This is a genomic window from Planobispora longispora (assembly GCF_016863135.1).
Classification (GTDB): domain Bacteria; phylum Actinomycetota; class Actinomycetes; order Streptosporangiales; family Streptosporangiaceae; genus Planobispora; species Planobispora longispora.
On record NZ_BOOH01000056.1, the window covers coordinates 82,882 to 106,105 of the forward strand.

20 protein-coding genes, 4 tRNA genes and 1 riboswitch are annotated in these 23,224 nt (G+C 72.3%); of the genes, 13 read left to right on the forward strand and 11 right to left on the reverse strand.

What is annotated here, in order from left to right:
* Nucleotides 1-5: 5 nt before the first annotated feature.
* Nucleotides 6-878: a hypothetical protein gene (locus Plo01_RS32625; protein ID WP_239317504.1), complete on the reverse strand. Its 873-nt coding sequence runs from the start codon at nucleotides 876-878 to the stop codon at nucleotides 6-8.
* A gap of 209 nt (nucleotides 879-1,087) precedes the next feature.
* Here Plo01_RS32625 and Plo01_RS32630 point away from each other — a divergent pair, with 209 nt between their 5' ends.
* Nucleotides 1,088-1,618, forward strand: a complete 531-nt coding sequence (locus tag Plo01_RS32630) for an Lrp/AsnC family transcriptional regulator (protein ID WP_203894599.1) — start codon at nucleotides 1,088-1,090, stop codon at nucleotides 1,616-1,618.
* Between the two features lie 65 nt (nucleotides 1,619-1,683).
* Here Plo01_RS32630 and Plo01_RS32635 read toward each other — a convergent pair.
* The 4 genes from Plo01_RS32635 to Plo01_RS32650 all read right to left on the reverse strand — a co-directional run bounded on the left by Plo01_RS32635 (nucleotide 1,684) and on the right by Plo01_RS32650 (nucleotide 2,090).
* Nucleotides 1,684-1,758, reverse strand: a tRNA-Val gene (locus Plo01_RS32635).
* A 14-nt stretch (nucleotides 1,759-1,772) separates the two neighbouring features.
* Nucleotides 1,773-1,844 (reverse strand) — tRNA-Gly (locus Plo01_RS32640).
* Between the two features lie 77 nt (nucleotides 1,845-1,921).
* Nucleotides 1,922-1,992 (reverse strand) — tRNA-Cys (locus tag Plo01_RS32645).
* A 26-nt stretch (nucleotides 1,993-2,018) separates the two neighbouring features.
* Nucleotides 2,019-2,090: transfer RNA gene (locus Plo01_RS32650), tRNA-Gly, on the reverse strand.
* A gap of 147 nt (nucleotides 2,091-2,237) precedes the next feature.
* On the opposite strand from Plo01_RS32650, the gene Plo01_RS32655 reads away from it, so the two are divergent.
* Complete coding sequence (locus Plo01_RS32655) at nucleotides 2,238-3,734, forward strand: Nramp family divalent metal transporter (RefSeq protein WP_203894600.1); 1,497 nt, start codon at nucleotides 2,238-2,240, stop codon at nucleotides 3,732-3,734.
* A gap of 24 nt (nucleotides 3,735-3,758) precedes the next feature.
* Here the strand turns inward: Plo01_RS32655 and Plo01_RS32660 are convergent, their stop codons facing one another.
* Nucleotides 3,759-5,750, reverse strand: coding sequence for an N-acetylmuramoyl-L-alanine amidase (locus Plo01_RS32660; protein ID WP_203894601.1), 1,992 nt, complete (start codon nucleotides 5,748-5,750; stop codon nucleotides 3,759-3,761).
* A gap of 154 nt (nucleotides 5,751-5,904) precedes the next feature.
* Between Plo01_RS32660 and Plo01_RS32665 the strand changes: the two genes are divergently transcribed.
* The 6 genes from Plo01_RS32665 (at nucleotide 5,905) to Plo01_RS32690 (ending at nucleotide 13,860) form a co-directional block, all read left to right on the forward strand.
* Nucleotides 5,905-6,180, forward strand: coding sequence for a hypothetical protein (locus Plo01_RS32665; RefSeq protein WP_203894602.1), 276 nt, complete (start codon nucleotides 5,905-5,907; stop codon nucleotides 6,178-6,180).
* Nucleotides 6,181-6,256: 76 nt separating this feature from the next.
* The gene (gene glmS, locus Plo01_RS32670) at nucleotides 6,257-8,077 is read left to right on the forward strand and encodes a glutamine--fructose-6-phosphate transaminase (isomerizing) (protein WP_203894603.1); all 1,821 of its coding nucleotides are present in this window, start codon (nucleotides 6,257-6,259) and stop codon (nucleotides 8,075-8,077) included.
* A gap of 86 nt (nucleotides 8,078-8,163) precedes the next feature.
* The gene (locus Plo01_RS32675; protein WP_203894604.1) at nucleotides 8,164-9,189 is read left to right on the forward strand and encodes a Bug family tripartite tricarboxylate transporter substrate binding protein; all 1,026 of its coding nucleotides are present in this window, start codon (nucleotides 8,164-8,166) and stop codon (nucleotides 9,187-9,189) included.
* A 5-nt stretch (nucleotides 9,190-9,194) separates the two neighbouring features.
* Nucleotides 9,195-9,389: riboswitch (cobalamin riboswitch) on the forward strand.
* A gap of 131 nt (nucleotides 9,390-9,520) precedes the next feature.
* Nucleotides 9,521-11,731 (forward strand): ribonucleoside-diphosphate reductase subunit alpha, encoded by a 2,211-nt coding sequence (locus tag Plo01_RS32680; protein ID WP_203894605.1) that lies wholly within the window; start codon nucleotides 9,521-9,523, stop codon nucleotides 11,729-11,731.
* Nucleotides 11,732-11,787: 56 nt separating this feature from the next.
* Nucleotides 11,788-12,783 carry a ribonucleotide-diphosphate reductase subunit beta gene (locus Plo01_RS32685; protein WP_203894606.1) on the forward strand — a complete coding sequence of 332 codons (996 nt, stop codon included), beginning with the start codon at nucleotides 11,788-11,790 and terminating at the stop codon, nucleotides 12,781-12,783.
* Nucleotides 12,784-12,843: 60 nt separating this feature from the next.
* On the forward strand, nucleotides 12,844-13,860 hold the full coding sequence (locus tag Plo01_RS32690; RefSeq protein ID WP_203894607.1) for a mechanosensitive ion channel family protein: 1,017 nt from the start codon (nucleotides 12,844-12,846) through the stop codon (nucleotides 13,858-13,860).
* A gap of 25 nt (nucleotides 13,861-13,885) precedes the next feature.
* Here the strand turns inward: Plo01_RS32690 and Plo01_RS32695 are convergent, their stop codons facing one another.
* From Plo01_RS32695 to Plo01_RS32710, 4 genes are all read right to left on the reverse strand, one after another.
* Nucleotides 13,886-14,920 carry an NAD(P)-dependent alcohol dehydrogenase gene (locus Plo01_RS32695; protein ID WP_239317507.1) on the reverse strand — a complete coding sequence of 345 codons (1,035 nt, stop codon included), beginning with the start codon at nucleotides 14,918-14,920 and terminating at the stop codon, nucleotides 13,886-13,888.
* 97 nt (nucleotides 14,921-15,017) lie between these two features.
* Nucleotides 15,018-15,242, reverse strand: coding sequence for a helix-turn-helix transcriptional regulator (locus Plo01_RS32700; protein WP_203894608.1), 225 nt, complete (start codon nucleotides 15,240-15,242; stop codon nucleotides 15,018-15,020).
* A 2-nt stretch (nucleotides 15,243-15,244) separates the two neighbouring features.
* Nucleotides 15,245-15,700, reverse strand: coding sequence for a hypothetical protein (locus Plo01_RS32705; RefSeq protein WP_203894609.1), 456 nt, complete (start codon nucleotides 15,698-15,700; stop codon nucleotides 15,245-15,247).
* A gap of 172 nt (nucleotides 15,701-15,872) precedes the next feature.
* Nucleotides 15,873-17,540 carry a pentapeptide repeat-containing protein gene (locus Plo01_RS32710; protein WP_239317509.1) on the reverse strand — a complete coding sequence of 556 codons (1,668 nt, stop codon included), beginning with the start codon at nucleotides 17,538-17,540 and terminating at the stop codon, nucleotides 15,873-15,875.
* Nucleotides 17,541-17,702: 162 nt separating this feature from the next.
* Between Plo01_RS32710 and Plo01_RS32715 the strand changes: the two genes are divergently transcribed.
* Nucleotides 17,703-18,470 carry an enoyl-CoA hydratase/isomerase family protein gene (locus Plo01_RS32715; protein WP_239317512.1) on the forward strand — a complete coding sequence of 256 codons (768 nt, stop codon included), beginning with the start codon at nucleotides 17,703-17,705 and terminating at the stop codon, nucleotides 18,468-18,470.
* Between the two features lie 35 nt (nucleotides 18,471-18,505).
* On the opposite strand, the gene Plo01_RS32720 is transcribed toward Plo01_RS32715, so the two are convergent.
* A complete protein-coding gene (locus Plo01_RS32720) occupies nucleotides 18,506-19,336 on the reverse strand; it encodes an IclR family transcriptional regulator (RefSeq protein ID WP_239317515.1) in 831 nt (276 codons plus the stop codon).
* Nucleotides 19,337-19,613: 277 nt separating this feature from the next.
* Here Plo01_RS32720 and Plo01_RS32725 point away from each other — a divergent pair, with 277 nt between their 5' ends.
* The 4 genes from Plo01_RS32725 (at nucleotide 19,614) to Plo01_RS32740 (ending at nucleotide 23,191) form a co-directional block, all read left to right on the forward strand.
* Nucleotides 19,614-20,156 carry a quercetin 2,3-dioxygenase gene (locus Plo01_RS32725; RefSeq protein WP_203894611.1) on the forward strand — a complete coding sequence of 181 codons (543 nt, stop codon included), beginning with the start codon at nucleotides 19,614-19,616 and terminating at the stop codon, nucleotides 20,154-20,156.
* A gap of 1 nt (nucleotide 20,157) precedes the next feature.
* The gene (locus tag Plo01_RS32730) at nucleotides 20,158-21,228 is read left to right on the forward strand and encodes an alpha/beta hydrolase (protein ID WP_203894612.1); all 1,071 of its coding nucleotides are present in this window, start codon (nucleotides 20,158-20,160) and stop codon (nucleotides 21,226-21,228) included.
* Nucleotides 21,229-21,359: 131 nt separating this feature from the next.
* Nucleotides 21,360-22,292 carry a dioxygenase family protein gene (locus Plo01_RS32735; protein ID WP_203894613.1) on the forward strand — a complete coding sequence of 311 codons (933 nt, stop codon included), beginning with the start codon at nucleotides 21,360-21,362 and terminating at the stop codon, nucleotides 22,290-22,292.
* A complete protein-coding gene (locus Plo01_RS32740) occupies nucleotides 22,289-23,191 on the forward strand; it encodes a fumarylacetoacetate hydrolase family protein (RefSeq protein ID WP_239317517.1) in 903 nt (300 codons plus the stop codon). Before Plo01_RS32735 ends, Plo01_RS32740 begins: the two co-directional genes overlap by 4 nt.
* Nucleotides 23,192-23,224 lie beyond the last annotated feature (33 nt).

Sequence of the window (23,224 nt, forward strand, 5' to 3'; positions counted from 1 at the left end):
TTCGGCTATCCATCGAGATAGCGGAATGCCTCGTGAGCGGAGCGGACGCTGTCGCGCAGCGCCCTCTGCAGCTGGTCGGCGTCCTGCGCCAGGTGCCCGATCTCCGGGGCCAGCAGCGTTCCGGCGCCCGCCTCCGCGACGAGCTGCTCGTACTCCGGCAGGTGGGCGCGGATGGCCTCGATCTGGTGCTGCGAGACCAGGGCGCGGTCGGCCTCGGTGACGTGGCCGGCGTAGCGTTCCAGGGCCTCGACGCGGGCGACGACGGCGGCCTCGGTGGCGGCCAGCGCCCGCTCCAGCGGCTCCATCGCCGCGATCACCTCGGGGATCCTGCCGCCCCGGGCGAGGGCGTGATGCCTGGCCCGCAGCGCCGACAGCTTGTTCAGCAGCTTGGCGATCTCCCACTCCTCGGCGGGGAGCATCACCGCGTTGCGCACGCTGTCCAGCAGGCCCATGGAGTTGACCCGCGAGCGCAGGATCCGGTCGATGGCCTGCTGGACCCGGCCCATCAGCTGCCGTGAGGGCAGGTCGAAGTCCTCCAGCACCAGGAAGCGGCCCCGCCACTGGGTCGCGTGGCGGTACAGGACGCGCTCCGGGGAGTCGGCGGGAGCGGGCTTCCTGATGATGTACAGCAGGAAGAGGATGAAGAGCTCCACCCCGGTCAAGAAGATCATCAATGGTGCGATCGCCGCGCCCACGGCGATCAGCGTTGTGATCGCCAGCAGCAGCGTCGCGCCGAACACGCCCAGGACCGGACCGGGGATCCCGGTTCCCGCCTCCGGGTTCCAGCCGCCGTGGAACCGGGAGAGCAACGGTCCGTTCCGGCGCATGAGATTGGCCACATCCGCGGGCACCTCCGGATCGACCACCACACGCAGCACGGGCTCGCCCCCTTCGCCGAAGCCGAAAGCATATCCATCACCCGAATCCGGACGATGCGTCTCTCCATGGTGCCTCGTGATGGGAAGTGCGTGATGCCTTCGGACGATTCGGACCCGGCTCCCGCCCCGGACGATCGCCCGCCGGTACGGCCCGTGCCATCCCGGAGCGTAGGTGTTACGGTGATCAGCCGGTGATCGAAGGGGGAACGATGGGAGACCCAGGCGAACGGCTGAAAGATTCACGCTCTCACCGCGGTCTCGCCGGTGATTCACCGGCCGGACTGGACGCGATCGACCTGCGACTGCTGGAACTCGTCCAGGAGGAGGGCCGGATCACGCTGAGCGAGCTGGGCCGGCGGGTGCGGCTCAGTCCGGCGGCCGTGGCCGAGCGCATCCGCCGCCTGGAGGGGAACGGGACGATAACCGGCTACGCCGCGCTCGTCTCACCGGCCCACCTGGGATACGGCGTCCTCGCCTTCGTCCGGGTCGCCCCGCGCGGCGGCCTCACCCTCCGGCACCCCCGGCCCCAGAAGGTCCTCGCACGCCCCGAGATCCTGGAGGCGCACCACGTGGTGGGCGAGGACTGCTGGATCCTCAAGGTCGCGGTGCGCGACACCGGGCACCTGGAGGAGTTGCTGGAGCAGGTCATGACCCTGGGCCGGACCACGACCTCGATCGTGATGTCCTCGCCGGTCGACCGCAGAGTCATCGTGCCGATCGGCCGCGAACGGCCGGAGTGAGGCCCGGAACGGGCGGTGGCCGGCGGTTGACTTCGACCGGGCCGGACGGGGTGTGCCGTGAAGCGTGGTGGACGATACAGGGATTGAACCTGTGACCTCTTCCGTGTCAGGGAAGCGCTCTCCCGCTGAGCTAATCGTCCTCGGGTGAATCCAGAGCGGAAGACGGGATTCGAACCCGCGACCCTCACCTTGGCAAGGTGATGCTCTACCCCTGAGCCACTTCCGCGTGTCCGCTCCGGGTCGCCCCTTCGCGGTGTGTGCACCACTTTACCGGATCCTGCAGGCTCCGATGACCGTGCGCTGAGGTGGAGACGGGATTTGAACCCGTGTACACGGCTTTGCAGGCCGTTGCCTCGCCTCTCGGCCACTCCACCAGCCAGGCCCTGAAAGGACCTGCCAGAGCGGAAGACGGGATTCGAACCCGCGACCCTCACCTTGGCAAGGTGATGCTCTACCCCTGAGCCACTTCCGCGCGCCCCCGGCGGATCCGCCGGGGCACGGGAAAACTCTAGCGCCTTTTCGGAGGTGTGTGCGCGCGAGTTGGGTCTTGATGAGTGGGATGCGGGGGCGCACGCTCGTAGTGACCTTGGGGGACGGCTGGAGAACCAGGAGGCGCCCCATGACGGAACCCACGCTCGAACGTCCGCTCGGGGTCAGCCGCCCGCCGCTGGCCGTCGCCGATCTCCCCGCGCCCGAGGAGGTCTTCGGCGTCGGCAGGATCGGCGCGAAGGAACTGTTCAAATTCGCCGTCGGACCCAGCCTGATCGCCCTGGGCATCTCCATCGGCAGCGGCGAGTGGCTGCTCGGCCCTCAGGCGGTCGGGCAGTACGGGTTCGTCGGGGTCGGCTGGGTGATCGTCGTCTCCGCGGTCCTGCAGACCTTCTACAACGTCGAGTGCTCGCGCTACGTGGTCGCCACCGGGGAGGTCCCCGTCGTCGGCTGGGGGCGGGTGCCCCCCGGCCACCTGCTCTGGGTGCCGGTCTCCGTCTTCATCGTGATCTTCGCCTTCATCGCGGGCGGCTGGGCGAGCGCCGCCGGGCAGGGCGTCTACGCGCTCATCCACGGCGCGGTGCCGCCCGCCGACTCGGCGGAGCCCAAGTGGTGGGCCATCGCGCTGCTCGTGCTCGTCTTCCTCATCACCGCGGCCGCCCGGCGGATCAGCCGCGCCCTGGAACTGGCCAACTGGGTCATGGTCGGCTCGATCCTCGCCGCACTGCTCCTCATCGACCTGTTCGTGGTGCCGTTCGGCCAGTGGTGGGAGGCGATCCGCGGCTTCGTCACCCCCGCCGCCCCGCCCGCCGGGATCACCGCGACCCAGATCGGCGCGCTGGCCGGGTTCACCGCGCTGGCCTCCGGCCTCAACTGGTACGTCATGGGTCACTACCGGGACAAGGGATACGGCATGGGCCACCGGGCCGGGTTCATCTCCGGCCTGCGGGGTGAGCGCCGGGAGTTGCTGGCCAGCGGCGTCACCTTCCCCGAGGACGCGCGGAACACGGCCATGTGGAAGCGCTGGTACCGCCTGCTGCTGATCGACATGTGGGGCGTGTTCTTCGTCGGCGCCATGCTCGGCATGCTGCTGCCCACGATCCTGATGGCCCGCGCGGTCGAGCTCTCCGGCCAGCGGCCCACCCAGGCGAACGTCCCGACCTTCGTCGCGGGCGTGCTGCGGGCCGAGTACGGCCCGGCGATGTTCTACATCGCCCTGGCGCTGGGCGTGCTGATCCTGTTCTCCACCCAGCTCGGCATCTTCGAGGCGATGGTCCGGGTGACCACCGACGCCGCCCACGCCACCAGCCCCCGGCTCCGCGCGCTCATCGAGGGCGACCCGCGCCGGTTCTACTACCCCTTCATGATCGTGCTGCTGGTGATCATCGGTGCCGTCATCCTGTCCGGCGTCCTGCCGGTCGGCCTGGTCCAGTGGTCGGCGAACATGTCCAACCTGGGCGCGCTGATCTACCCCTTCCTGCTGATGTACCTCAACAGCCGCCTGCCCCGCCCGGCCCGCCCGCGCTGGTGGCACTACGTGATCCTGGTCCTCAACTTCCTGTTCTTCGGATTCTTCTTCGTCAACTTCATCGCCGACTTCGTGGGCGACCCGCTGGTGACCTTCTGACGGAGGCCCGCCGCGCCCCGGGCGTCAGCTCCGCACCACGACGACGTCCGAGGCGCGGACGAACATGAACCGGTGCCCGAACTGGATCTGGTGGTAGACCGTGTCGCCCACCACCACGCGGTGCTTGGCCGTGTCGAAGGTGACGGCGCTCAGGTACGACCCGCGCAGGCTCATGCCGACGCTGTAACGCTGCCCGGCCCGGAACGCGTACTGCAGCGGGGCGAGCTTCTGCCGCTTCACCCCCGCGGGGTAGGCCGACGGCTCGGGGTAGGCCCTGCCGTACAGCCTCACCGAGGACAGGCCGGGGCGGGGCGTCACCAGGGGGCCGGAGGCGCGCGCCGAGGTGCGGGCGCCCCTGGGGTCGTGGAACCAGGCCCGCTGGCCGAGATACCAGATCGCGGTCCAGTCGCCCCGGCGCTCGGCGAGGGCGTAGCGCTGGCCGGCCGAGGCGCGTGCGGCGTGGTCGTACACGCTCAGGGTGGAACGGCCCTTCGGGTGCCTGCCGACGTCCTTGACCAGGGGGGCGTCGGCCGAGGGGCGGGTGCGCAGCCAGACCGTGGACGCGCCCTGCGGCGGGCACGCGCCGGACCCGCCGCAGCCGGTGAAGCGCTGCCGGTTGGCCGCGTACCGCGGCAGGATCAGCACCGAGCGCCCGCCCTTGCGGACGGCCCGGGAGAGCGGGCGGCCGAGCAGCTGGAAGTAGCGTTCCCAGTCCCAGTAGGGCCCGGGGTCGGTGTGCATGCCGCGCACCGTCGCCCGGGTGGTCCCGGGCACGTTGTCGTGGCCGACGATGTGCGCCCGGTCCAGCGGCACGCGGTACTTCCCGGCGAGGTGCCGGACGAGTTTGGCCGAGGCCCGGTACATCGCCTCGGTGTACCAGGCGCCGCCCTTGGCCAGGTAGCCCTCGTGCTCCAGGCCGATGGAGCGGGAGTTGACGTCCCAGTTGCCCGCGTGCCAGCCGACGTCCTGGGCGCGCAGGTGCTGGGCGATCCGGCCGTCGCCGGAGCGCAGGGTGAAGTGCCAGCTCAGGTAGCGCGGGTTGCGCACCGCGTTGACCATGGACCGGTAACCGCCCTCGCCGTCGTGGATGACGATGTAGTCGATCTTCCTGCTCCCCGGGTACCGGTCGTGGTTGCCGTACCGGCCCTTCTTGCCCAGGCGCTTGTAGGGAGCGGGCAGCCAGGAGCAGGAGACGGAGGGCGGGCAGTCGGGTCCGGGCGTCGCGGCGGTCCGGCGCAGGCCCAGCCGTCCGGACAGGTCCGCGGTCAGGGGGGCGGGCGGGACCGCCGACGGGTCCGGGGGCAGGGCCACCGGTTCGCCGTCGTCGGTGGTCCGCGCGGCTCCGGTGCGGATCGTCGCGTACACCTCGTCGGCGAAGGCCGCCGCCGCCCCGGCGTCGTCCGAGCCGGAGTAGCGGGCCACCGCGCCGTACCAGTCGGCCGGGGCTCCGCCGGGCTCCCCGCCCGTCCGCCGCCGGTAGTCGGCCAGGAGCGCGGCGCCGCCCCGGATGTTGGCGGACGGATCGTCGCGCAGCCGCTCGGGGGAGATCCCGGTCAGCCGGGACGCCAGCCGCAGGGTGTCCTCCGGCGGGGCGGCGGCGGGCGCGGGAACGGCCGCCGGCCGGGCCAGCGGCCGTGTCTCGTCGCCGCGCGGGTCCTCCCCGTCTCCGTGATGGCCGCCGTGGTGATGGCCGTGCCGGTCACCGGATCCGGCGGCCGCGCCCTCGCGGCGCTCTCCGGGGGCGGCCGGGCGCGTCCCGACCAGGCCCGCGTCGACCAGGTGCATGGGCCCGTAGCCGCCGGAGACGCTGGGCAGCCCGCCGTTGCGGTCCCAGCGCGACTCCAGGTAGGAGACCGCGAGCAGCACGCTCTCCGGCACTCCGTAGTCCCGGGCGGCCTGGGCGAACGCCTCCTGCCTGCCGCCGGAGCCGTCCCGCCGGACGCCGGCGGCCCCGGGGGCGGTGGGGATCATCAAGGCGAGAACGACAAGCGCCGCGGTACCTGACAGATATCGCATAAATCACTCCTCCCACTCCGATGACTACCCTCTGTAGCAAAATGCTACCTAGAGTCATGGAAGTGACAGGGAGAGGAAGGGAACGATTGATTTCTGCCCGAAATCGGGCAGGAAACTTGGTGAATCGCTCCGCCCCTGCATATGGTCCTGCTCTGTGTCCGCGACATGGCATCCGCACGAAGACCTGATCGTTCACCTCACCAGGACGAGCTCGCTCGGGCCGGGGGAGGCGGCGCGGGTGGTGGCGGACGTGCTGGCGTACTTCTCCGAGCCCGTCGAGGAGTTCGTCCGGAGGCGTCACGCCGAGCTCAAGGGCAGAGGGCTGGTCAACGACGAGATCTTCCGCCGGATCGCCGCCGAGCTGCCCTCCCGCCGTGTCGCGGCGCCCGAGCTCTCCCTGCGCCAGCTGCGCAGGATCGTCTACGGGTGACCGGACAAAAATCGCAAGCCGACATATACCGACAAGTTGGTAGTGGGTACGCCCCTGATCGGGAAGGAAGAGCCGAATGTGTGGAATCGTGGCCTACATCGGGTCGAAGGACGCGGCGCCGATCCTGCTGGAAGGCCTGCAGCGCCTGGAGTACCGGGGATATGACTCGGCCGGCGTGGTGGTGGCCAACAAGGGCCTGAAGATGCGCAAGGTCAAGGGCCGGGTCGCCGACCTGGCGGCGGCCGTACCGGCGCGGTTCAAGGGGACCGTCGGCATCGGCCACACCCGCTGGGCCACCCACGGCGTGCCCAGTGACGAGAACGCCCACCCGCACCTGTCCAACGACGAGCGCATCGCGGTCGTGCACAACGGTGTCATCGAGAACGCCGACGAGCTGCGCGCCAAGCTGGAGGCCGACGGCGCGGTCTTCCTGTCCGAGACCGACACCGAGGTGCTGGCCCACCTGATCGCCCGGACCGTCAAGGAGGCCGACTCGCTGGAGGAGGCCGTGCGGACCGCGCTCAAGCGGGTCGTCGGCACCTACGGCATCGCGGTGCTCGACTCCGAGCGCCCCGGCGAGGTGGTCGTGGCCCGCAACGGCAGCCCGATCGTGCTGGGCATCGGCGAGAAGGAGATGTTCGCCGCCTCCGACGTGGCCGCGCTGGTCCGCTACACCCGCCAGGTGGTGCACCTGGAGGACGGCGAGCTGGCGGTGCTGAAGGCCGACGGCTTCCACACCTTCGCCAGCGACGCCCGGGAGACCGCCAAGGAGCCGCTGACCGTCGACTGGGAGACCGCGAACTACGACACCGGCGGCTACGAGCACTACCTGCTCAAGGAGATCTCCGAACAGTCCGAGACCGTCGCCCGCACCCTGCGCGGCCGCCTCGACGAGCGCTTCAACGTCGCCCACCTGGGCGGCCTCAACATGGACGCCCGGGAGATCAGGTCCTTCCGCCGCGTGAAGATCATCGGCTGCGGCTCGGCCTACTACTCCGGCCAGATCGGCGCGCAGCTCATCGAGGAGCTGGCCCGCGTCCCGGCCGACGCCGAGCCGGCCAGCGAGTTCCGCTACCGCAACCCGGTCGTGGAGCACGACACCCTGTACGTGGCGATCAGCCAGTCGGGCGAGACCTACGACACGCTGGCCGCCGTCCAGGAGCTCAAGCGCAAGGGCGGCCGGGTGCTGGGCATCGTCAACACCGTCGGCAGCGCCATCGCCCGCGAGTGCGACGGCGGCGTCTACCTGCACGCCGGCCCCGAGGTCTCGGTCGCCAGCACCAAGGCGTTCACCTCGACCGCCGTGGCCTTCGCGCTGCTGGCCCTGCACATGGGCCGGGTGCGCGACCTGTCGCCGGCCGACGGCCGCCGGATCTGCGAGGGGCTGCGCCGCCTGCCCGACCAGATCAAGGAGATCCTCGCGCTGGAGCCGGAGATCAAGGAGCTCGCGCAGAAGTACGCCGCCGCGCCGAGCATGATGTTCATCGGCCGGGTCCGGGGCTACCCGGTGGCCCGCGAGGGCGCGCAGAAGCTCAAGGAGGTCTCCTACGTGCACGCCGAGGCCTACCCGGCCAGCGAGCTCAAGCACGGCCCGCTGGCGCTGATCGGCCCCGAGATGCCGACCGTGGCGATCGTCCCCGACGACGAGCTGCTGGACAAGAACCTCACCGCGCTGGGGGAGATCCGGGCGCGCGGCGGACAGGTGATCATGGTCGGTCACCGGGCGGCCGACCCCAAGCTGGCCGACGACTGCCTGGTGGTGCCCAAGAACGAGGTCGAGCTGGACCCGATCCTGCTGGGCATCCCGCTCCAGCTGTTCGCCTACCACGCCGCCGTGGCCCTGGAGCGGGACGTCGACAAGCCGCGCAACCTGGCCAAGAGCGTCACGGTGGAATGAGACGGGCGGTTTCCTCCCACCCCGCCACGTAACGGAAAGTGGCGCCTGTGTAACTTCAGGTATCGGGGACCTGAGGAGGAACGCCGATGCGCCGCAGAACGTTTTTCGCGCTCAGCGCGGGGATCATGGCCTCCGCGACCGGTTGCGTCCTGACGGGCGGTGCGGTGGCGCCGCCCGCGGACCGGGTGTCCATCGTCGCGCCCGCGGTGCGCGGGCAGCGATGGGATCGGACGGCCCGGGCCCTGGCCGAGGTCGTGACCGGTGACGGGCTGGCCGCCGCGGCGCAGGTCGGCAACCGGCCGCAGGAGGCGGGACTGGCCGCCCTCGACGCCCTCGACGCCTCCCGCGTCCCGTTCGCCCGGGAGGGCAGGCTGCTGGTCGCGGGGGCGCCCCTGGTCGCCGGGGCGGAGATGGCCGGCAGCCTCCCCGTGGCCGACTCCGTGACCCCGCTGGCCCGCCTGGTCGGCGACTGGTCGGCGCTGGTGGTCTCGGCCGGCTCGCCGCTGCGCTCGTTCGAGGACTTCGCCGCCGTGCTCCGCCGCGACCCGGCCGGTCCCGTGGTCGGCGGCGGCGCGACGGGCGGCTGCGGCCACGTCCTCTACGGAATGATCGGCAAATGCCTCGGCGTGGACGTCCGGCTGCTCGACTACGCCGGATACCTGGAGGAGGGCGACGCCGTCGAGGCGCTCCACGTCGGACGGCTGGCCGCGCTCCTGGGCCCGGCCCGCGCCTTCGCCGCCGGGATCGCCGCGGGCGGGCTGCGCCCCCTGGCGGTCTCCTCCGCCGCCCGGATCGACGGCATCGACGCGCCCACGCTGATGGAGCTGGAGATCCGGCTGGAGTACAGCGACTGGTGCGGCGTGTTCGGCCCCCGGCGGATGAGCGCCGAGGACTACGACGCCGCCGTGGGGCTGTGCGACCGCCTGGACGCCTCCCCGCGCTGGCAGGCGCTGTGCGCGCGGGAGGGCTGGGACCGCGTCTACCTGAGCGGGGACGATTTCCGCCAGTGGCTCGGCACCGAGACCCGGCGCACCCGCGAGGTGCTCTACGACCTCGGATTGCTGAGCGCGTCCGACACAAACTGTGGGGTCGGTTGCGCTACGCGCCCCTAGATGTAGGATCCTTCCTCGTTGCTGGTTCGCCCTCCGGGGCGAGGCAAGAGGGAACCCGGTGAGAATCCGGGGCTGCCCCGCAGCGGTGAACGGGAACGACCGCCGTCAATCGAGCACTGGGGAGACCCGGGAAGCGACGGCCAGTAGGAACGTGTGCGACGCCCGTGAGTCCGAAGACCTGCCGGTGACGTGATGAGTCCAGGGCCTCGAGGGAGGGCCCGCGGACGAGGCGATCCCGGCGTGCCCGCACGCCCGCGTGCCCGGTGACCGCCCCTGCCGCCTGCCCGCCCCTGCGAGAGCCGTACCGCACGGGGAAGGCGAGGGGTAGCACGTGACACAGACTCTGTCTGAAACGGCTCTGTCCGAAACGGCCGAGCGCAGGCTGGCCATCGAGGAGGCCGCCGCCAGGGTGATCACCGATCCGGAGAACTCCCGGCTCGCCGCCCGGCTGCTGGCCGGCCTGATCGCCGACGAGGCGGCCGAGCACGGCGTGCGGACCTTCTCGGAGTCCGTCGCCGCCACCCACGCGGCCGGGCTGGTCGCCGACCGGCTCGCCGCCTTCGTCGCCGCGCACGCCGCGGAGCTGGACGCGCTGATCACCGGGGAGAGCGCGTTCGAGTACTTCGGCCTGCGCACCGTCTACGACCGCTACCTGCTGCGCCACCCCGAGACCCGCAAGGTCCTGGAGCGCCCGCAGCACTTCTTCCTCCGGGTGGCCTGCGGGCTGTCGGAGACCGTCGCGGAGGCCGCCGAGCTGTACGGCCTCATGGCGAGCCTGTCCTACCTGCCCAGCTCGCCGACCCTGTTCAACTCCGGCGCCCGCCGCCCGCAGCTGTCGTCGTGCTTCCTGCTCGACTCGCCGCGCGACGAGCTGGAGGCGATCTACGAGCGGTACGGCCAGGTCGCGCGGTTGTCGAAGTACGCCGGGGGGATCGGCGTCTCCTGGACCCGCGTGCGCTCCCGGGGCTCGCTGATCCGCGGCACCAACGGCCACTCCAACGGCATCGTGCCGTGGCTGCGCACCCTGGACTCCAGCGTCGCCGCGGTCAACCAGGGCGGCCGCCGCAAGGGCGCGGCCTGCGTCTACCTGGAGACCTGGCACGCCGACATCGAGGAGTTCCTGGAACTGCGCGACAACACCGGAGAGGACGCCCGCCGCACCCACAACCTCAACCTGGCCAACTGGGTCCCGGACGAGTTCATGCGCCGGGTCGAGGCCGACGCCATGTGGTCGCTGTTCGACCCCAAGCAGGTCCCGTACCTCACCGACCTGTACGGCCCCGCCTTCGACGAGGCCTACCGGGCCGCCGAGGCCGACGGCGCGGCCGTCCGGCAGGTCCCGGCCCGGGCTCTCTACGGCCGGATGATGCGCACCCTCGCCCAGACCGGCAACGGCTGGATGACCTTCAAGGACGCGGCCAACCGGACCTCCAACCAGACCGCCCGCCCCGAGAACGTCATCCACCTGTCCAACCTCTGCACGGAGATCCTGGAGGTCACCAGCGACGCCGAGACCGCCGTGTGCAACCTCGGCTCCGTCAACCTCGCCGCCCACCTCGGCGGCGGGGACGGCCTGGACTGGGAGCGGCTGCGCCGTACCGTCCGCACCGCCGTCCGCTTCCTGGACCGCACCATCGACCTCGGCTTCTACCCGACCCCCGAGGCCGAGGCCGCCAACCGGCGGTGGCGGCCGATCGGGCTGGGCGTGATGGGCCTGGCGGACGTGTTCTTCGCGCTGCGGCTGCCGTTCGACTCGCCCGAGGCGCTGGAGCTGTCCACCCGCGTCGCCGAGGAGATCGCGCTGGCCGCCTACGACACCTCGGCAGACCTGGCCGCCGAGCGGGGCCGCCACCCCTCCTACGACGACACGCGGGCCGCCGCGGGCGTGCTCCACCCCGACCACTACGGCGCCGCGACCTCCCCGCGGTGGGCCGCGCTCCGCGAGAAGATCGCCCAGACCGGTCTGCGCAACTCGCTGATGGTCGCCATCGCGCCGACCGCCACGATCGCGTCCATCGCGGGCTGCTACGAGTGCATCGAGCCCCAGGTCTCCAACGTCTTCAAGCGCGAGACCCTGTCGGGCGAGTTCCTCCAGGTCAATCGCTACCTCGTCCGCGACCTCCAGGAGCGCGGACTGTGGACCCCGGTGATCCGCGACGCGATCAAGCGGGCGGACGGCTCGGTCCAGGACATCCCCGAGATCCCGGCCGACCTGAAGGTCCTCTACCGGACCGCGTGGGAGCTGCCGCAGAAGGCGCTGATCGACCTGGCCGCCGGGCGCACGCCGTACATCGACCAGTCGCAGTCGCTGAACCTCTTCATGGCCACGCCGACCATCGGCAAGCTCTCCTCGATGTACGCCTACGCCTGGAAGTCCGGCCTGAAGACCACCTACTACCTGCGCTCGCGTCCCGCGACGAGGATCGCCCAGACCACCGTGGCCCAGCCGGCCGCCGCCGTGCCCGCTCCCGCACCTGTCGCGGACCCCGACGCCGTCGCGTGCTCGCTGGAGAACCCCGAGTACTGCGACGCCTGCCAGTAGGCGTCCGGCGACACGATCATCCCGTAGGACGACCGACCCCCGAGAGGCACTCCCTGATGTTGCTCGACCCCGGCATGGACCTGACCCTGCGGCCCATGCGCTACCCGGACTTCTACGAGCGGTACCGGGCCGCCATCCGCAACACCTGGACGGTGGAGGAGGTGGACCTCCACTCCGACCTCGCCGACCTGGCGAAGATGACGCCGGAGGAGCGCCACCTGATCAACCGCCTCGTCGCCTTCTTCGCGACCGGCGACTCGATCGTGGCCAACAACCTGGTCCTCAACCTCTACCAGCACGTCAACGCGCCCGAGGCGCGGCTGTACCTCAGCAGGCAGCTGTTCGAGGAGGCCGTGCACGTCCAGTTCTACCTGACCCTGCTGGACACCTACCTGCCCGACCACGACGAGCGCGTCAAGGCGTTCGCCGCGGTCGAGCACATCCCCTCCATCCGCGACAAGGCCGAGTTCTGCTTCCGCTGGATCGACTCGCTCGGCGGGCTGCGGCGGCTGGAGTCGAGGGACGACCGGCGGGCGTTCCTGCTCAACCTGATCTGCTTCGCCGCCTGCATCGAGGGCCTGTTCTTCTACGGCGCCTTCGCCTACGTCTACTGGTTCCGCTCCCGCGGCCTGCTCGGCGGCCTGGCCACGGGAACGAACTGGGTGTTCCGCGACGAGTCCATGCACATGGAGTTCGCCTTCAGCGTGGTGGACACCGTGCGCGCGGAGGAGCCCGACCTGTTCGACGACGAGCTCGGCGCGCAGGTGACGCGGATGCTGGAGGAGGCGGTCGCGGCCGAGCTGGCCTTCGCCGCCGACCTGTGCGGCGACGGCCTGGCCGGGATGAGCGCCGGGCAGATGCGGCAGTACCTGGAGTACGTGGCCGACCAGCGCCTGGTCCGCCTGGGCATGCCCGTCCGGTACGGCACCGCCAACCCGTTCGCCTTCATGGAGCTCCAGGACGTGCAGGAACTGGCGAACTTCTTCGAGCGTCGCGTTTCCGCCTATCAAGTAGCTGTTGAGGGGAATGTCACATTCGACGAGTCTTTCTGAATATGTGACACGCATAGGGGCACCCACCCGTCGGTAAAGCCGACGGGAGGGGCGCTGCCGGTGTCCGACTGGATCATCATGTTGGTTTCCGTGCTGGCCGCCGTGGCGGCCGTGGAGGTGGTGCGGCGGGCACTGCGCTCCCGGCTGATCGGCGAGAGGTGGGTCCTCGCCGGTCCGCTGGTGCGGCGCTGCACCTGGCCGGCGTTCGCCACGGCGGTCGTGGCGACCGTGTACACGCTCTACGAACCCGGAATGGCCCAGTCGGCGGACACCGCGATCCAGCGGGCCAGCACCCTGGCGATGATCGCCGCCGTCGCCTGGCTGGTGATCCAGTCGGCCTACGCCGTCACCGACGTCGTCCTGGAGCGGCTGCACGCCGTCGAGGGCGAGCGCAACCGGCGGGCCCGCCGCATCCGCACCCAGATCGCGCTGGTCCGCCGGGTCGCCACGGCGGTGATCGTCGTGGTGGCGCTCGGCGCGATGCTCTTCAGCTTCCCCCAGGTGCGGGCGCTCGGCGCCGGCCTGCTCGCCTCCGCCGGCATCGCCGGCGTGGTGGCCGGCATCGCCGCCCAGTCCACCCTCGGCAACATGGTGGCCGGGCTCCAGCTCGCCTTCAGCGACGCGATCCGGCTGGACGACGTGGTCGTGGTGCAGGACGAGTGGGGCCGGATCGAGGAGCTGACCCTCACCTACGTGGTCCTGCGCCTGTGGGACGAGCGGCGGCTGGTCCTGCCCGTCTCCTACTTCACCTCCAACGCCTTCGAGAACTGGACCCGGCACGGCAGCCGGGTGATCGGCACGGTGCTGCTCCGGGTGGACTGGTCGGTCCCGGTGGAGGAGCTGCGCACCGAGCTCTACCGCGCGTTGCGCGAGCACCCGCTCTGGGACCAGAAGGACTGGACGCTCCAGGTCACCGACGTCCTGCCGAACGGCCTGGTGGAGCTGCGCGCCCTGATGAGCGCCGCCGACTCCGCCAGCGCCTGGGACCTCAGATGCGACATGCGCGAGCACATGGTGACGTTCGTCCGGGAGAAGTATCCCGAGTCCCTGCCGAGGTTCCGGGTGGACACCCCCTGAGGAGGGGGCGGATCGAGAGAGCGGGCTAAGAGAGGGGACGGTCGCCCGGCGCCGGGTCGCCGACGGCGATGACGATCTGGCCCCGGCTGCGGCCCTCCCGCACGTACTGGACGGCCTCGGCGACCTCGGTCAGCGGGTACGTCCGGTCGACCACCGGGGTGACCTTGCCGGCTTCGATGAGATCCTTGAGGATCATCAGGTCCTCCCGGCTGTCCTTGTGCACGAGCACCCGCGCCTTCAGGCGCAGGAACGGGGCCGCCAGCAGCCCGCGCAGCCAGCGGTCGGTGCCCATGAACCACCGGCCGCCCGTACCGCCGACGAACACGAGGATTCCTCCGGGCTTGAGGGCCCGCCTGCAGGCGGGCAACGACGGGTTCCCGTAGACGTCGACGAACACGTCGTAGCGGACCCGGCCGTCGGTGAAGTCCTCCCGGGTGTAGTCGATGACGTGGTCGGCGCCGATCGAGCGGACCAGGTCCGTCTTGGCCGTGCTGCACACGCCGGTGACCTCCGCGCCGTAGGCCTTGGCGAGCTGCACGGCGTAGATGCCGACGCCGCCCGAGGCCCCGGAGATCAGCACCTTCTGTCCGGGCCGGATCCGCGCCCGGTCGCGCAGGGCCTGCAGCGCGGTGAACGCCGCGATGGGTCCCGCGGCGGCCTCCACGAGCGTGAGATTGGCCGGCTTGGGCGCGAGCTGGTCCTGGGGCACCGCGACGTACTCGGCGAGGGTCCCGCCGTACCAGCCGAACACCTCGTCGCCCGGTCGTAACCCCCGCACCTCCTTGCCGACCGCCTCGACCGTCCCGGCCAGTTCGAGACCCGGTACACGGTTCTTCGGCCTGCGCATCCCCGTGATGGGGCGTGCGGCGTACGGCAGGCCCCGGAAGAGGTGCCAGTCGCTTCCCGTGACGGGGACCGCGTGGACCCGTACGAGCACCTCCCCGTCTCCGGGGACGGGCCTGGCGACCTCCTGGAGCCGGAAGACGTCCTCCGGTGCTCCGTACCGGTCCTGGATGATCGCCCGCATCGTCGTCGTGCGGCTGCTGGTCGTGTGGGACATGATGTGCCTTCCCGTCCGGGTTCCCGGGCATGCCGGGCGGAGCCCGCGAGGCGGTCGCCCCGCGTGCGGTGCGGTGGTCGGTTCTCGGTGGCGCCGGTCAGTTCTCGGTGGCGGGGTACTGGAAGACGTCGTCGAGCGGGACGCCGAACACCCGCGCGATCTGGAAGGCCATCTCCAGGGAGGGCGAGTAGCGCCCGTGCTCGATGGCGATGACGGTCTGCCGGGTCACGCCGATCCGCTCGGCGAGTTCCGCCTGCGTCATCTCGCCGTGCGCGAACCGCAGCGCGCGGATCGAATTGGTGATCTTCGTGGGCTTTCCCATGGCTACAGGCCCCGGCGGTAGGCGACGAGCTTCGCGCAGGAGCTGACGAGCGCCGTCAGGACGAACGACGCGTACATCGCGTTGGCGATCCAGAAGTGGTCGGCCTCCACGACGGCCAGCGCGAACGGCACCAGCATGGCGACGGCGAAGACGCCGCCGCCGACGTACTCGCCGAACCGGTTGATGTCCTTGTCCCGGGGGTCGCTCCGGTAGTTCTCGCTGAGCCGCACGGTCTCGTCGGCGATGCGGCCGGCGATCGCCGTGGCGACGGCGACGCCGATGCGGCCGACGATCGCCGCGACGACGGCGACGCCGATGCTCCACAACATCGGCGGCACGTAGGCGACCTCGGTGAGGGGTCCGCCGCCCGCCCGCCCGAGGATGACCGCGAGGTAGGCCGCGTACGTGCCGAGGCTCACCACGAGGTAGACCCACACGCCCTTCTCTTCGTACGACACATCCGCTCCATGTATAGAAAACTTAACATGGCAAACGTAAGCCAAAGCAGACATGAGGTCAATGATTTTTTACATCGATCCGCGCACGGATCGGTACGGGGCGGCGAAGGCGCAGGTCGGGAAGGGGATGCAGTTCGGGGAGAGGGGCGTAGGACGGGAAGGGGGCCGGGGCTCAGGGAGCGTTCGAGGGGCGGAGGACCCGGGCGGCCCCGGCGATCAGCGCGGTGGCCAGGATCCAGCCGGAGGCGACCAGCGTCCAGGCCAGCCACCGGGTCCAGCCGACCGGCTCCCAGGCGCCGCGCTGCTCGAAGACGCTCACCGGGACCAGCAGGTCCAGCGTGTAGACGAAGGCGTTGAAGTGCCGGACCTCGTCCGGATCGATCTTCATCGGGGGGACGGCGGAGAAGACCGTCGTCCCCGCGGCCAGCAGCACCACCGCCCAGAGACCGGCCAGCCAGGGCCGGTAGCCGTACCCGACGGCGAGGTCCAGCAGGCGTCCCCAGAACCGGCCGGTGGACCTGAGCGTGCCGCGGCGCTCGCGCTGCTTGGCCAGCAGCACCCGGCGGGCGTCCGGCTCGTGGCCGATCCGCCGGTACCAGGTCGCCAGCTGCTCGTACGGCTGCGGCCGGTAGCCGCCCGGGTCCCGGCAGAGCCACGACAGCCGCTGGGCGACGCTCCACGATCCGCGCAGCGCCTCATAGGTCAGCCCGTTCAGGTGCACGTGGTCGGGATACGACGAGAGCCGGTCCATCAGCACGCCGATCCGCGAGTAACTGAGGTTGACCTCGCCCTCCACCTCCGACGGCCGCAGGATCAGCTCGTCCACCTGCATGTGGCTCAGGTGCAGGGACCGGTCGGACGCCTTCAGCGCCGCCTTGTCGAACGAGAGCACGCCGTTGATCCGCGCCCCGCGCAGCCGTACGGTGCCCGCCGCGGTGAACCCGGCGCTGAACTCGGCCGCGGAGGCCTCCAGGAAGTCGGCGTAGACGGCGTACACCCCGGCGGCCGGGACCCCGGCCGCGGCGGACGCGCCCGCCGAGGGTCCGGCGGCGGCGTCGCCGGCCGCGAGCTCCGCGGCGGTGATCGACGCCTCCTGCAGGTAGAGGCCGCCGTGGAACTTCGCGCCCACCATGCGCAGCCCGCCGGCGGCCCGCAGCCCCCGGAGGAACGCGCCGCCGTCCACGACCAGCCCGCCGGCCCAGACCGCCCACCGGTGCCCGTCGTCCAGGCCGCGTTCCCGGCGTTCGGCCTCGCTGTACGGCTTCCTGACGTCCTGCATGGGCGCCCCCGTCCTGTCGCCCTCCCGGGGAGGGCCCACCTGCGACCTGGAGAGCCGGAGCTGGCCGGTGACGTGGGCGTTGTCCAGCCGGAGGCCGCGCAGGGAGGATCCGTCGAACTCCAGCAGCCCGTCGACGGTGCTGCGGGCGGCCCGGACCCGGCCCAGATCGCAGCCGCGGAAGCGCACCCCCCGGGTGTTCGCGTCGCTGAGGTCGATCACCCCCGACAGGTGGCAGTTGAGGAGGTGGAGCTTGGTCTCGACGGTGGCGTCGGACAGGTCCAGATCCCCGGTGACGCGCGCCCCGGCCAGCCGCAGCCCGGGCGTCGCGCCCGGTTCCGTCTCCCGCGCGCCGAGCAGCAGCGCGGTCAGGACCTCCGCCCGGATCGTGCGCTCCGGACCCCAGGCCGCCCCGCCCGCCGGGTCGTCGGCCGCCGGGTCGCCGCTCCGCAGATCCACCCAGGCGCCCGTCGGGTAGGCGTCCCACAGGCGCCGCTCGGCCGGGCTCAGGCGCCCGAGCGGCCGGGACGGCCGCGTCCTGCGGGTGGCGGGGGATGGGGGCACGGGAATCTCCTGACCTCTCGCCTCGTGGATCACGGACCCGCCGGTCCGGGCGCGGGGCCGCCGGGACCCGGATCGGCCGGATCAGCCGGATCAGCCGGTTCGGGCGCGGGACCGCCGGGGCCCGGATCATGATCGCAGAAGCGGGCCGGGAGAATCTATCCCGTGCAGATCTCCGATGGCTTCGCTGATGGTTTCGCCCTCTCCGTCGACGACCACGTCGCCACCCTGCGGATCGACCGCCCGGACAAGCGCAACGCGATGAGCGCGCGCATGTGGCGGGCGCTGCCCGGGATCCTGGCGCCGCTGGCCGAGGACCCGGCCGTGCGGGCGCTCGTCCTCACCGGGGCGGGCGGCACCTTCTGCGCGGGGGCCGACATCTCGGAGATCGCCGGGCTGGCCGAGGACGGCGACGACACCGGGGTGACCGTCGCCGCCGAGCGGGCGCTCATCCGGTTCCCCAAGCCGGCGATCGCGATGATCGAGGGCTTCTGCGTGGGCGGCGGCTGCCAGCTCGCCCTCGCCTGCGATCTCCGCCTGGCCGCCGCCGACGCCCGCTTCGCCATCACCCCGGCGCGGCTCGGCCTCGTCTACCCGCGGTCCTCCACCCGCCGCCTGGTCGAGCACGTGGGCCCGTCGGCCGCCAAGCTGCTGCTCTACTCCGCCGACCAGATCGACGCCGGCCACGCCCTGCGCATCGGCCTGGTGGACGAGGTCCTGCCGCCCGGAGCGCTGGCCGACCGGGTGTACGGCCTGGCCCGCACGATGGCCTCGCGTTCCCAGCTCACCCTGACCGCCAGCAAGGAGATCGTGGACGGCCACGCCGACGAGGCCCGCTTCCGGCAGTGGCAGAAGGAGTCGGCCGCCGAGCTCGCCGAGGGCGTCTCCGCCTTCCTCGAACGCCGGCCGCCGCGCTTCCCCTGGACCCGGTGATCCCGTTCCGCCGGTGCCCGGTGCCCGGTCTCCGGCTACGGGCGGGCGGGTGACGGGCCGCCGGGGGCCGCGGCGGAACGCGGGGAGCCCAGGCTCCGGGACAGCGCCCGGGCCGTGGCGCGCAGCGCGGGGGACAGCACCCGGGCCTCGGCGCCGCCGGCCGGCACGACGACCGACAGCGCCGCCACGACGCGGTCGTCCCCGCCCCGCACCGGCGCGGCCACGGCGACCACCGGGCCCGGCTTCGAACGCTCGACGACCGCCAGCCCCGTCCTGCGCACCTCTGCGAGAGTCCGCCGCAGGGCCGCGGGGGAGACGGGGACGCCTTCGGGCTCGTGCACCAGCGGCCGGGCCAGGACCTCGTCCTGGAGCCGCGCCTCCGCGTGGGCCAGCAGCACCAGGCCGACGCCGGTGGAATGCAGGGGCAGCCGCCCGCCGACGCGGTAGAGCACGTTGACGGCGTCCCGGGCCGACAGCCGCTCGACGAGCAGCGCGTCCGCGCCGTCCCGCACGGCGAGCAGGACGTGCTGATGGGTCGCCTCGTAGAGGTCCTCCATGTACGGCAGCGCCACCTCGCGCAGCCCGTGTCCGCGCGGAGCGAGAGAGGCCAGCTCCCACAGCCGCAGTCCGATCACGTACCGGCCGTCGGCGTCGCGCTCCAGCGCGCCCAGCTGCAGCAGGCGCCGGGCCAGCCGCAGAGTCGTGCTCGCCGGGGTGCCGCTGGCCCGGCTGAGCTCGGCCAGGGTCATGGCGCGGCGGGTGGCGGTGAAGGCGGTGAGCAGGGCGAAGGCCCGGTCGATCACGGGCTCGCCCTGTGCCGGCCGGCGGCCCCGGGGCGCGCGGGAGGTGCCGGAAGCGTTCGTCACCCGTGCAGTGTGCCTCACGACGCGCCCGGAAAAGGACGATCGGAGCCGACGCCCGGGAATCCAGGTCCGGGAAAGGACGGTCGGAGGCGACGCGCCTGCGGACACGCTCGGAAGGGCGGGCCGGGACATCGTGAACGCGTGCCATTCAATGGAATTCCGGCTGGTGCCACCGGTGCGGCCGTCCTAGTTTTGCCGGTCGGCGGGCGTGACGCCCGTCACACGGACGCGTCACCCGGACGAGTCACGTGGACGACCGACCCGATTGCGAGGAAGGCCGATGACCGCGCAGTTCGCGCAGCCCGGCGCGGAGGGCTTCTCCCTCCCGGGCAGGCCCGTACCGTTCTTCCTGGAGTCGGGAGAGGGCGAGCGGGCGCACCTCTTCGACTCGCTGGTCACCGTCCTGCTCAGCAAGGACGAGACCGAGGGGCAGTTCGGAGTCTTCACACTGGCGGCCCCCAGGGGCGAGGCGATCCCCACGCACGCGCACGCCGACGTCCACGAGATCTTCTTCGTGCTCGGCGGCCGCGCGCGGGTGTGGATCCAGGACGCCGGCGGTGAGCGGCTGGAGCGGCTGCTGGAGCCGGGCGACTTCGGGTACGTCCCGGCCGGGCTGCCGCACACGTTCCGGGTGGAGGCCGACGACACCAGGATCCTCGGGGTCTGCACCGGTGGTTTCGAGCGGTTCTTCGCCGCCGCCGGGACGCGCACGGACTCCTTCGCGCTGCCGGACCCGCCGTACGCGCCCTCCCCGGAGCGGCTGACCGCGGCCGGGCGGGCCTTCCGCAACGAGTTCCGCTTCGACCTGCGGCTGGACCGCTGAGGTGGCCGAGCCGACCGGACGGCTCCCGGACCCGCCTCCCGCCCGGTCCCCGGACCTGTCCTCCGGTTCGTTCCCGGGTCCGCCTCCCGCCGGGTTCCCGGCCCCGGAGCGCTCCCCGGGCGGCGCCCGGCTGCTGCGCGGGGTCGAATACGCGGCGCCGAGCGGGTTCCGCCCGCTCCTGCTGGACCTCCACCTGCCCGCCGCCGAGGCGCACCGGCCCGTCCCCGTCGTGCTCTTCCTGCACGGCGGCGGGTGGCGGACCGGAAGCCGCGGCCGCTTCGGGCCCGCCTTCGACTCCTGGCGGGAGAGCCCGTTCGACCTGCTCGTCCGGGCAGGCCTCGCGGTCGCCTCGATCGACTACCGGCTCAGCGGCGAGGCCGTCTTCCCGGCCCAGCTGCACGACGGCAAGGCCGCGCTGCGCTGGCTGCGCTCGTACGGCGCCGGACTCGGGCTCGACGCCGACCGGGTCGTCCTGTGGGGCGAGTCGGCGGGCGGTCACCTCGCCGCCCTGCTCGGCCTGACCGCCGGCCGGCCTGAGCTCGAGGGCGAGGTGGGAGCCCCGGGACCGGCCGCGACGGTCGCGGGGGTCGTCGACTGGTACGGCCCCGCCGACCTGCGCACCATGCAGCGCCAGTCCCGCCCGGACGCGGTGACCGCCGCCGACGCCCCCGACTCCCGGGAGTCGCTGCTGATCGGGGCGCCGGTGCCGCAGGCGCCGGACCTGGCCGCGGCCGCCAGCCCGGTCACCTACGTCTCGGCGGACGCGCCGCCCTTCCTCCTGGCGCACGGCACGGCCGATCGGTCCGTCCCCTGCGCGCAGAGCGAGCAGCTGGCGCGGGCGCTCCGGGCCGCCGGATGCCGGGTGAGCCTGCGGCTCGTCGAGGGCGCCGACCACCTGTGGACCGGGCTGCAGGAGCAGGAGACCCTCTTCCGCGAGGCGCTGGAGTTCGTCCTCCGCCTCACCCGGCCTGCTCCCGCCGCCCCGGGCGACACTCCCGAGACTCCCCGGATCCCAGAGACCCCGTCCCCTGACACCTCCGAGTCCCCGAACCCCGTACCTCCACGCCCCTGACACCTCCGAGATCCCGTACCCCCATGCCCCTGACACCTCCGAGATCCCCGTACCTGCAAGCCCCCGACAGCCCTGAGACCCCTATGCCTCCGAGACCTTCCCCGGAATCCCCGACGAGGAGCCACCGCCCCATGAAACCGGTCACCACCGGATCCGCGCACGACCAGCCCGGGGCCGCCCGGCCCGACGCGCTGCCGGCCCAGGTGCTCGACTCCCTCCGCGGCGGGGACGAGCGGCTCCGCGAGCTGATCGCCGGCATCGTCACGCACCTGCACGCCTTCGTGCGCGAGGCCCGGCCCACGGAGGCCGAGTGGCTGCGCGCCATGGACTTCCTGGTCCGCACCGGGCACGCCTGCACCGACAGGCGCAACGAGTTCATCCTGCTCGCCGACATGCTCGGGCTGACCTCGGCCGTCGACGAGGTCAACCACGTCGGCCCGCCGACCATGACCCCCAGCTCGGTCGAGGGGCCCTTCCACTCTCCCGCGCCGCCCCGCCCGATGGGCGCGTGGATCGCCGAGGGGCCCGAACGCGAGCGGGGCGAGGCCGCCGTCGTGCACGGGCGGATCACCGACTGCGACGGACGTCCCGTCCCGGGCGCCGTGCTCGACATCTGGCAGGCCAACGACGCCGGCCTGTACGACAGCCAGGACGACGAGCAGCCGGAGGGCAACCTGCGGGCCCTGCTGACCACGGGCGACGACGGCTCCTACTGGTTCCGCACGGTCAGGCCGAGCAGCTACCCGGTGCCCACCGACGGGCCGGTCGGCGAGCTGCTGCGGGCGCTGGGCCGCCACCCCATGCGGCCCGCCCACATCCACCTGCGGGTCGAAGCGGCCGGGCACCGGCCGCTCACCACGCACCTGTTCGTCGCCGGCGACCCCTACCTCGGATCCGACGCCGCCTTCGCGGTCAAGGACGCGCTCGTCGCGCCCTTCCAGCCGTGCGCCGACCCCGGCAAGGCCGCCCGCTTCGCCGTCGGGGGCCCGTTCCTGGAGGCCGAGTTCGACATCAGGCTGGTCGCGGAGGACACCCGGCCGGTCGCGGAAGGAGACGCGCGGTGAGGCTCATCGGCATGGTGACCGGAGGCGGGGACCGCGGCAGGCGGCGGATCACCGTCGGCGTCGTGGCGGACGGCATGGCGGGCGGCGCAGTGGGCGGCGTCGTCGCACCCCTGGCGGAGGTCACCGACTTCTACGCGGACCTGCCGTACTGGCTGGACGAGGCCCGTGCGGCCGCCCGGGGGACGACGGCGGCGGGGCGGGACGCGGTGCCGCTCGCGGAGGTGGAGCTCGCACCGCCCGTGCCGCCGTCGGCCCGGGTGCTGTGCATCGGGCTCAACTACCGGGCGCACGCCGCCGAGGGCGGCTTCCAGCCGCCGGAGCATCCGACCGTGTTCGGCAGGTGGACCGCCTCGCTCTCGGTGACCGGCACGCCGGTCCCGGTGCCGGCCAATGAGCCGGGCCTGGACTGGGAGGGCGAGGTCGCCGCGGTCGTCGGCGCCCGGCTCACCGATGTGGACGAGAGCGCCGCCGAGGCCGGAATCCTCGGCTACGCCGCCTTCAACGACATCACCGCCCGCACCGCCCAGAAGCTCACCGCCCAGTGGACGCTGGGCAAGAACGCCGACTTCAGCGGGCCGATCGGCCCCATCGTCACCGCCGACGAGGTCGGTCGCCTCACCGACGGGCTGCGCCTGGTCACGCGGGTCAACGGCGAGGTCATGCAGGACGGCGACACCCGAGACATGATTTTCACCGTGCCGGAGCTGCTGGCCCGGATCAGCGCCACGATGACGCTCCACCCCGGCGACGTCATCGCCACCGGCACCCCCGAGGGCGTCGGCTACGTCCGCACGCCGGCGAAACTGCTGGTCCCCGGCGACGTGGTCGAGGTCGAGATCGAACGGCTGGGCCTGCTGCGCACCCCCGTCACCGACGCCTCCGCCAGGAGCGGCGCATGACGCATCCCGCGACCTCCCCGCCTTCTCCGGCTT

What these genes read in the sequence shown, in the direction of transcription:
- Plo01_RS32700 (WP_203894608.1), bottom strand. Translation starts at nt 15,242, where the DNA reads ATGGGAAAGCCCACGAAGATCACCAATTCGATCCGCGCGCTGCGGTTC.
- Plo01_RS32685 (WP_203894606.1), top strand. Translation starts at nt 11,788, where the DNA reads ATGTTGCTCGACCCCGGCATGGACCTGACCCTGCGGCCCATGCGCTAC.
- Plo01_RS32660 (WP_203894601.1), bottom strand. Translation starts at nt 5,750, where the DNA reads ATGCGATATCTGTCAGGTACCGCGGCGCTTGTCGTTCTCGCCTTGATG.
- Plo01_RS32675 (WP_203894604.1), top strand. Translation starts at nt 8,164, where the DNA reads ATGCGCCGCAGAACGTTTTTCGCGCTCAGCGCGGGGATCATGGCCTCC.
- glmS (WP_203894603.1), top strand. Translation starts at nt 6,257, where the DNA reads ATGTGTGGAATCGTGGCCTACATCGGGTCGAAGGACGCGGCGCCGATC.
- Plo01_RS32655 (WP_203894600.1), top strand. Translation starts at nt 2,238, where the DNA reads ATGACGGAACCCACGCTCGAACGTCCGCTCGGGGTCAGCCGCCCGCCG.
- Plo01_RS32695 (WP_239317507.1), bottom strand. Translation starts at nt 14,920, where the DNA reads ATGTCCCACACGACCAGCAGCCGCACGACGACGATGCGGGCGATCATC.
- Plo01_RS32725 (WP_203894611.1), top strand. Translation starts at nt 19,614, where the DNA reads ATGACCGCGCAGTTCGCGCAGCCCGGCGCGGAGGGCTTCTCCCTCCCG.
- Plo01_RS32630 (WP_203894599.1), top strand. Translation starts at nt 1,088, where the DNA reads ATGGGAGACCCAGGCGAACGGCTGAAAGATTCACGCTCTCACCGCGGT.
- Plo01_RS32735 (WP_203894613.1), top strand. Translation starts at nt 21,360, where the DNA reads ATGAAACCGGTCACCACCGGATCCGCGCACGACCAGCCCGGGGCCGCC.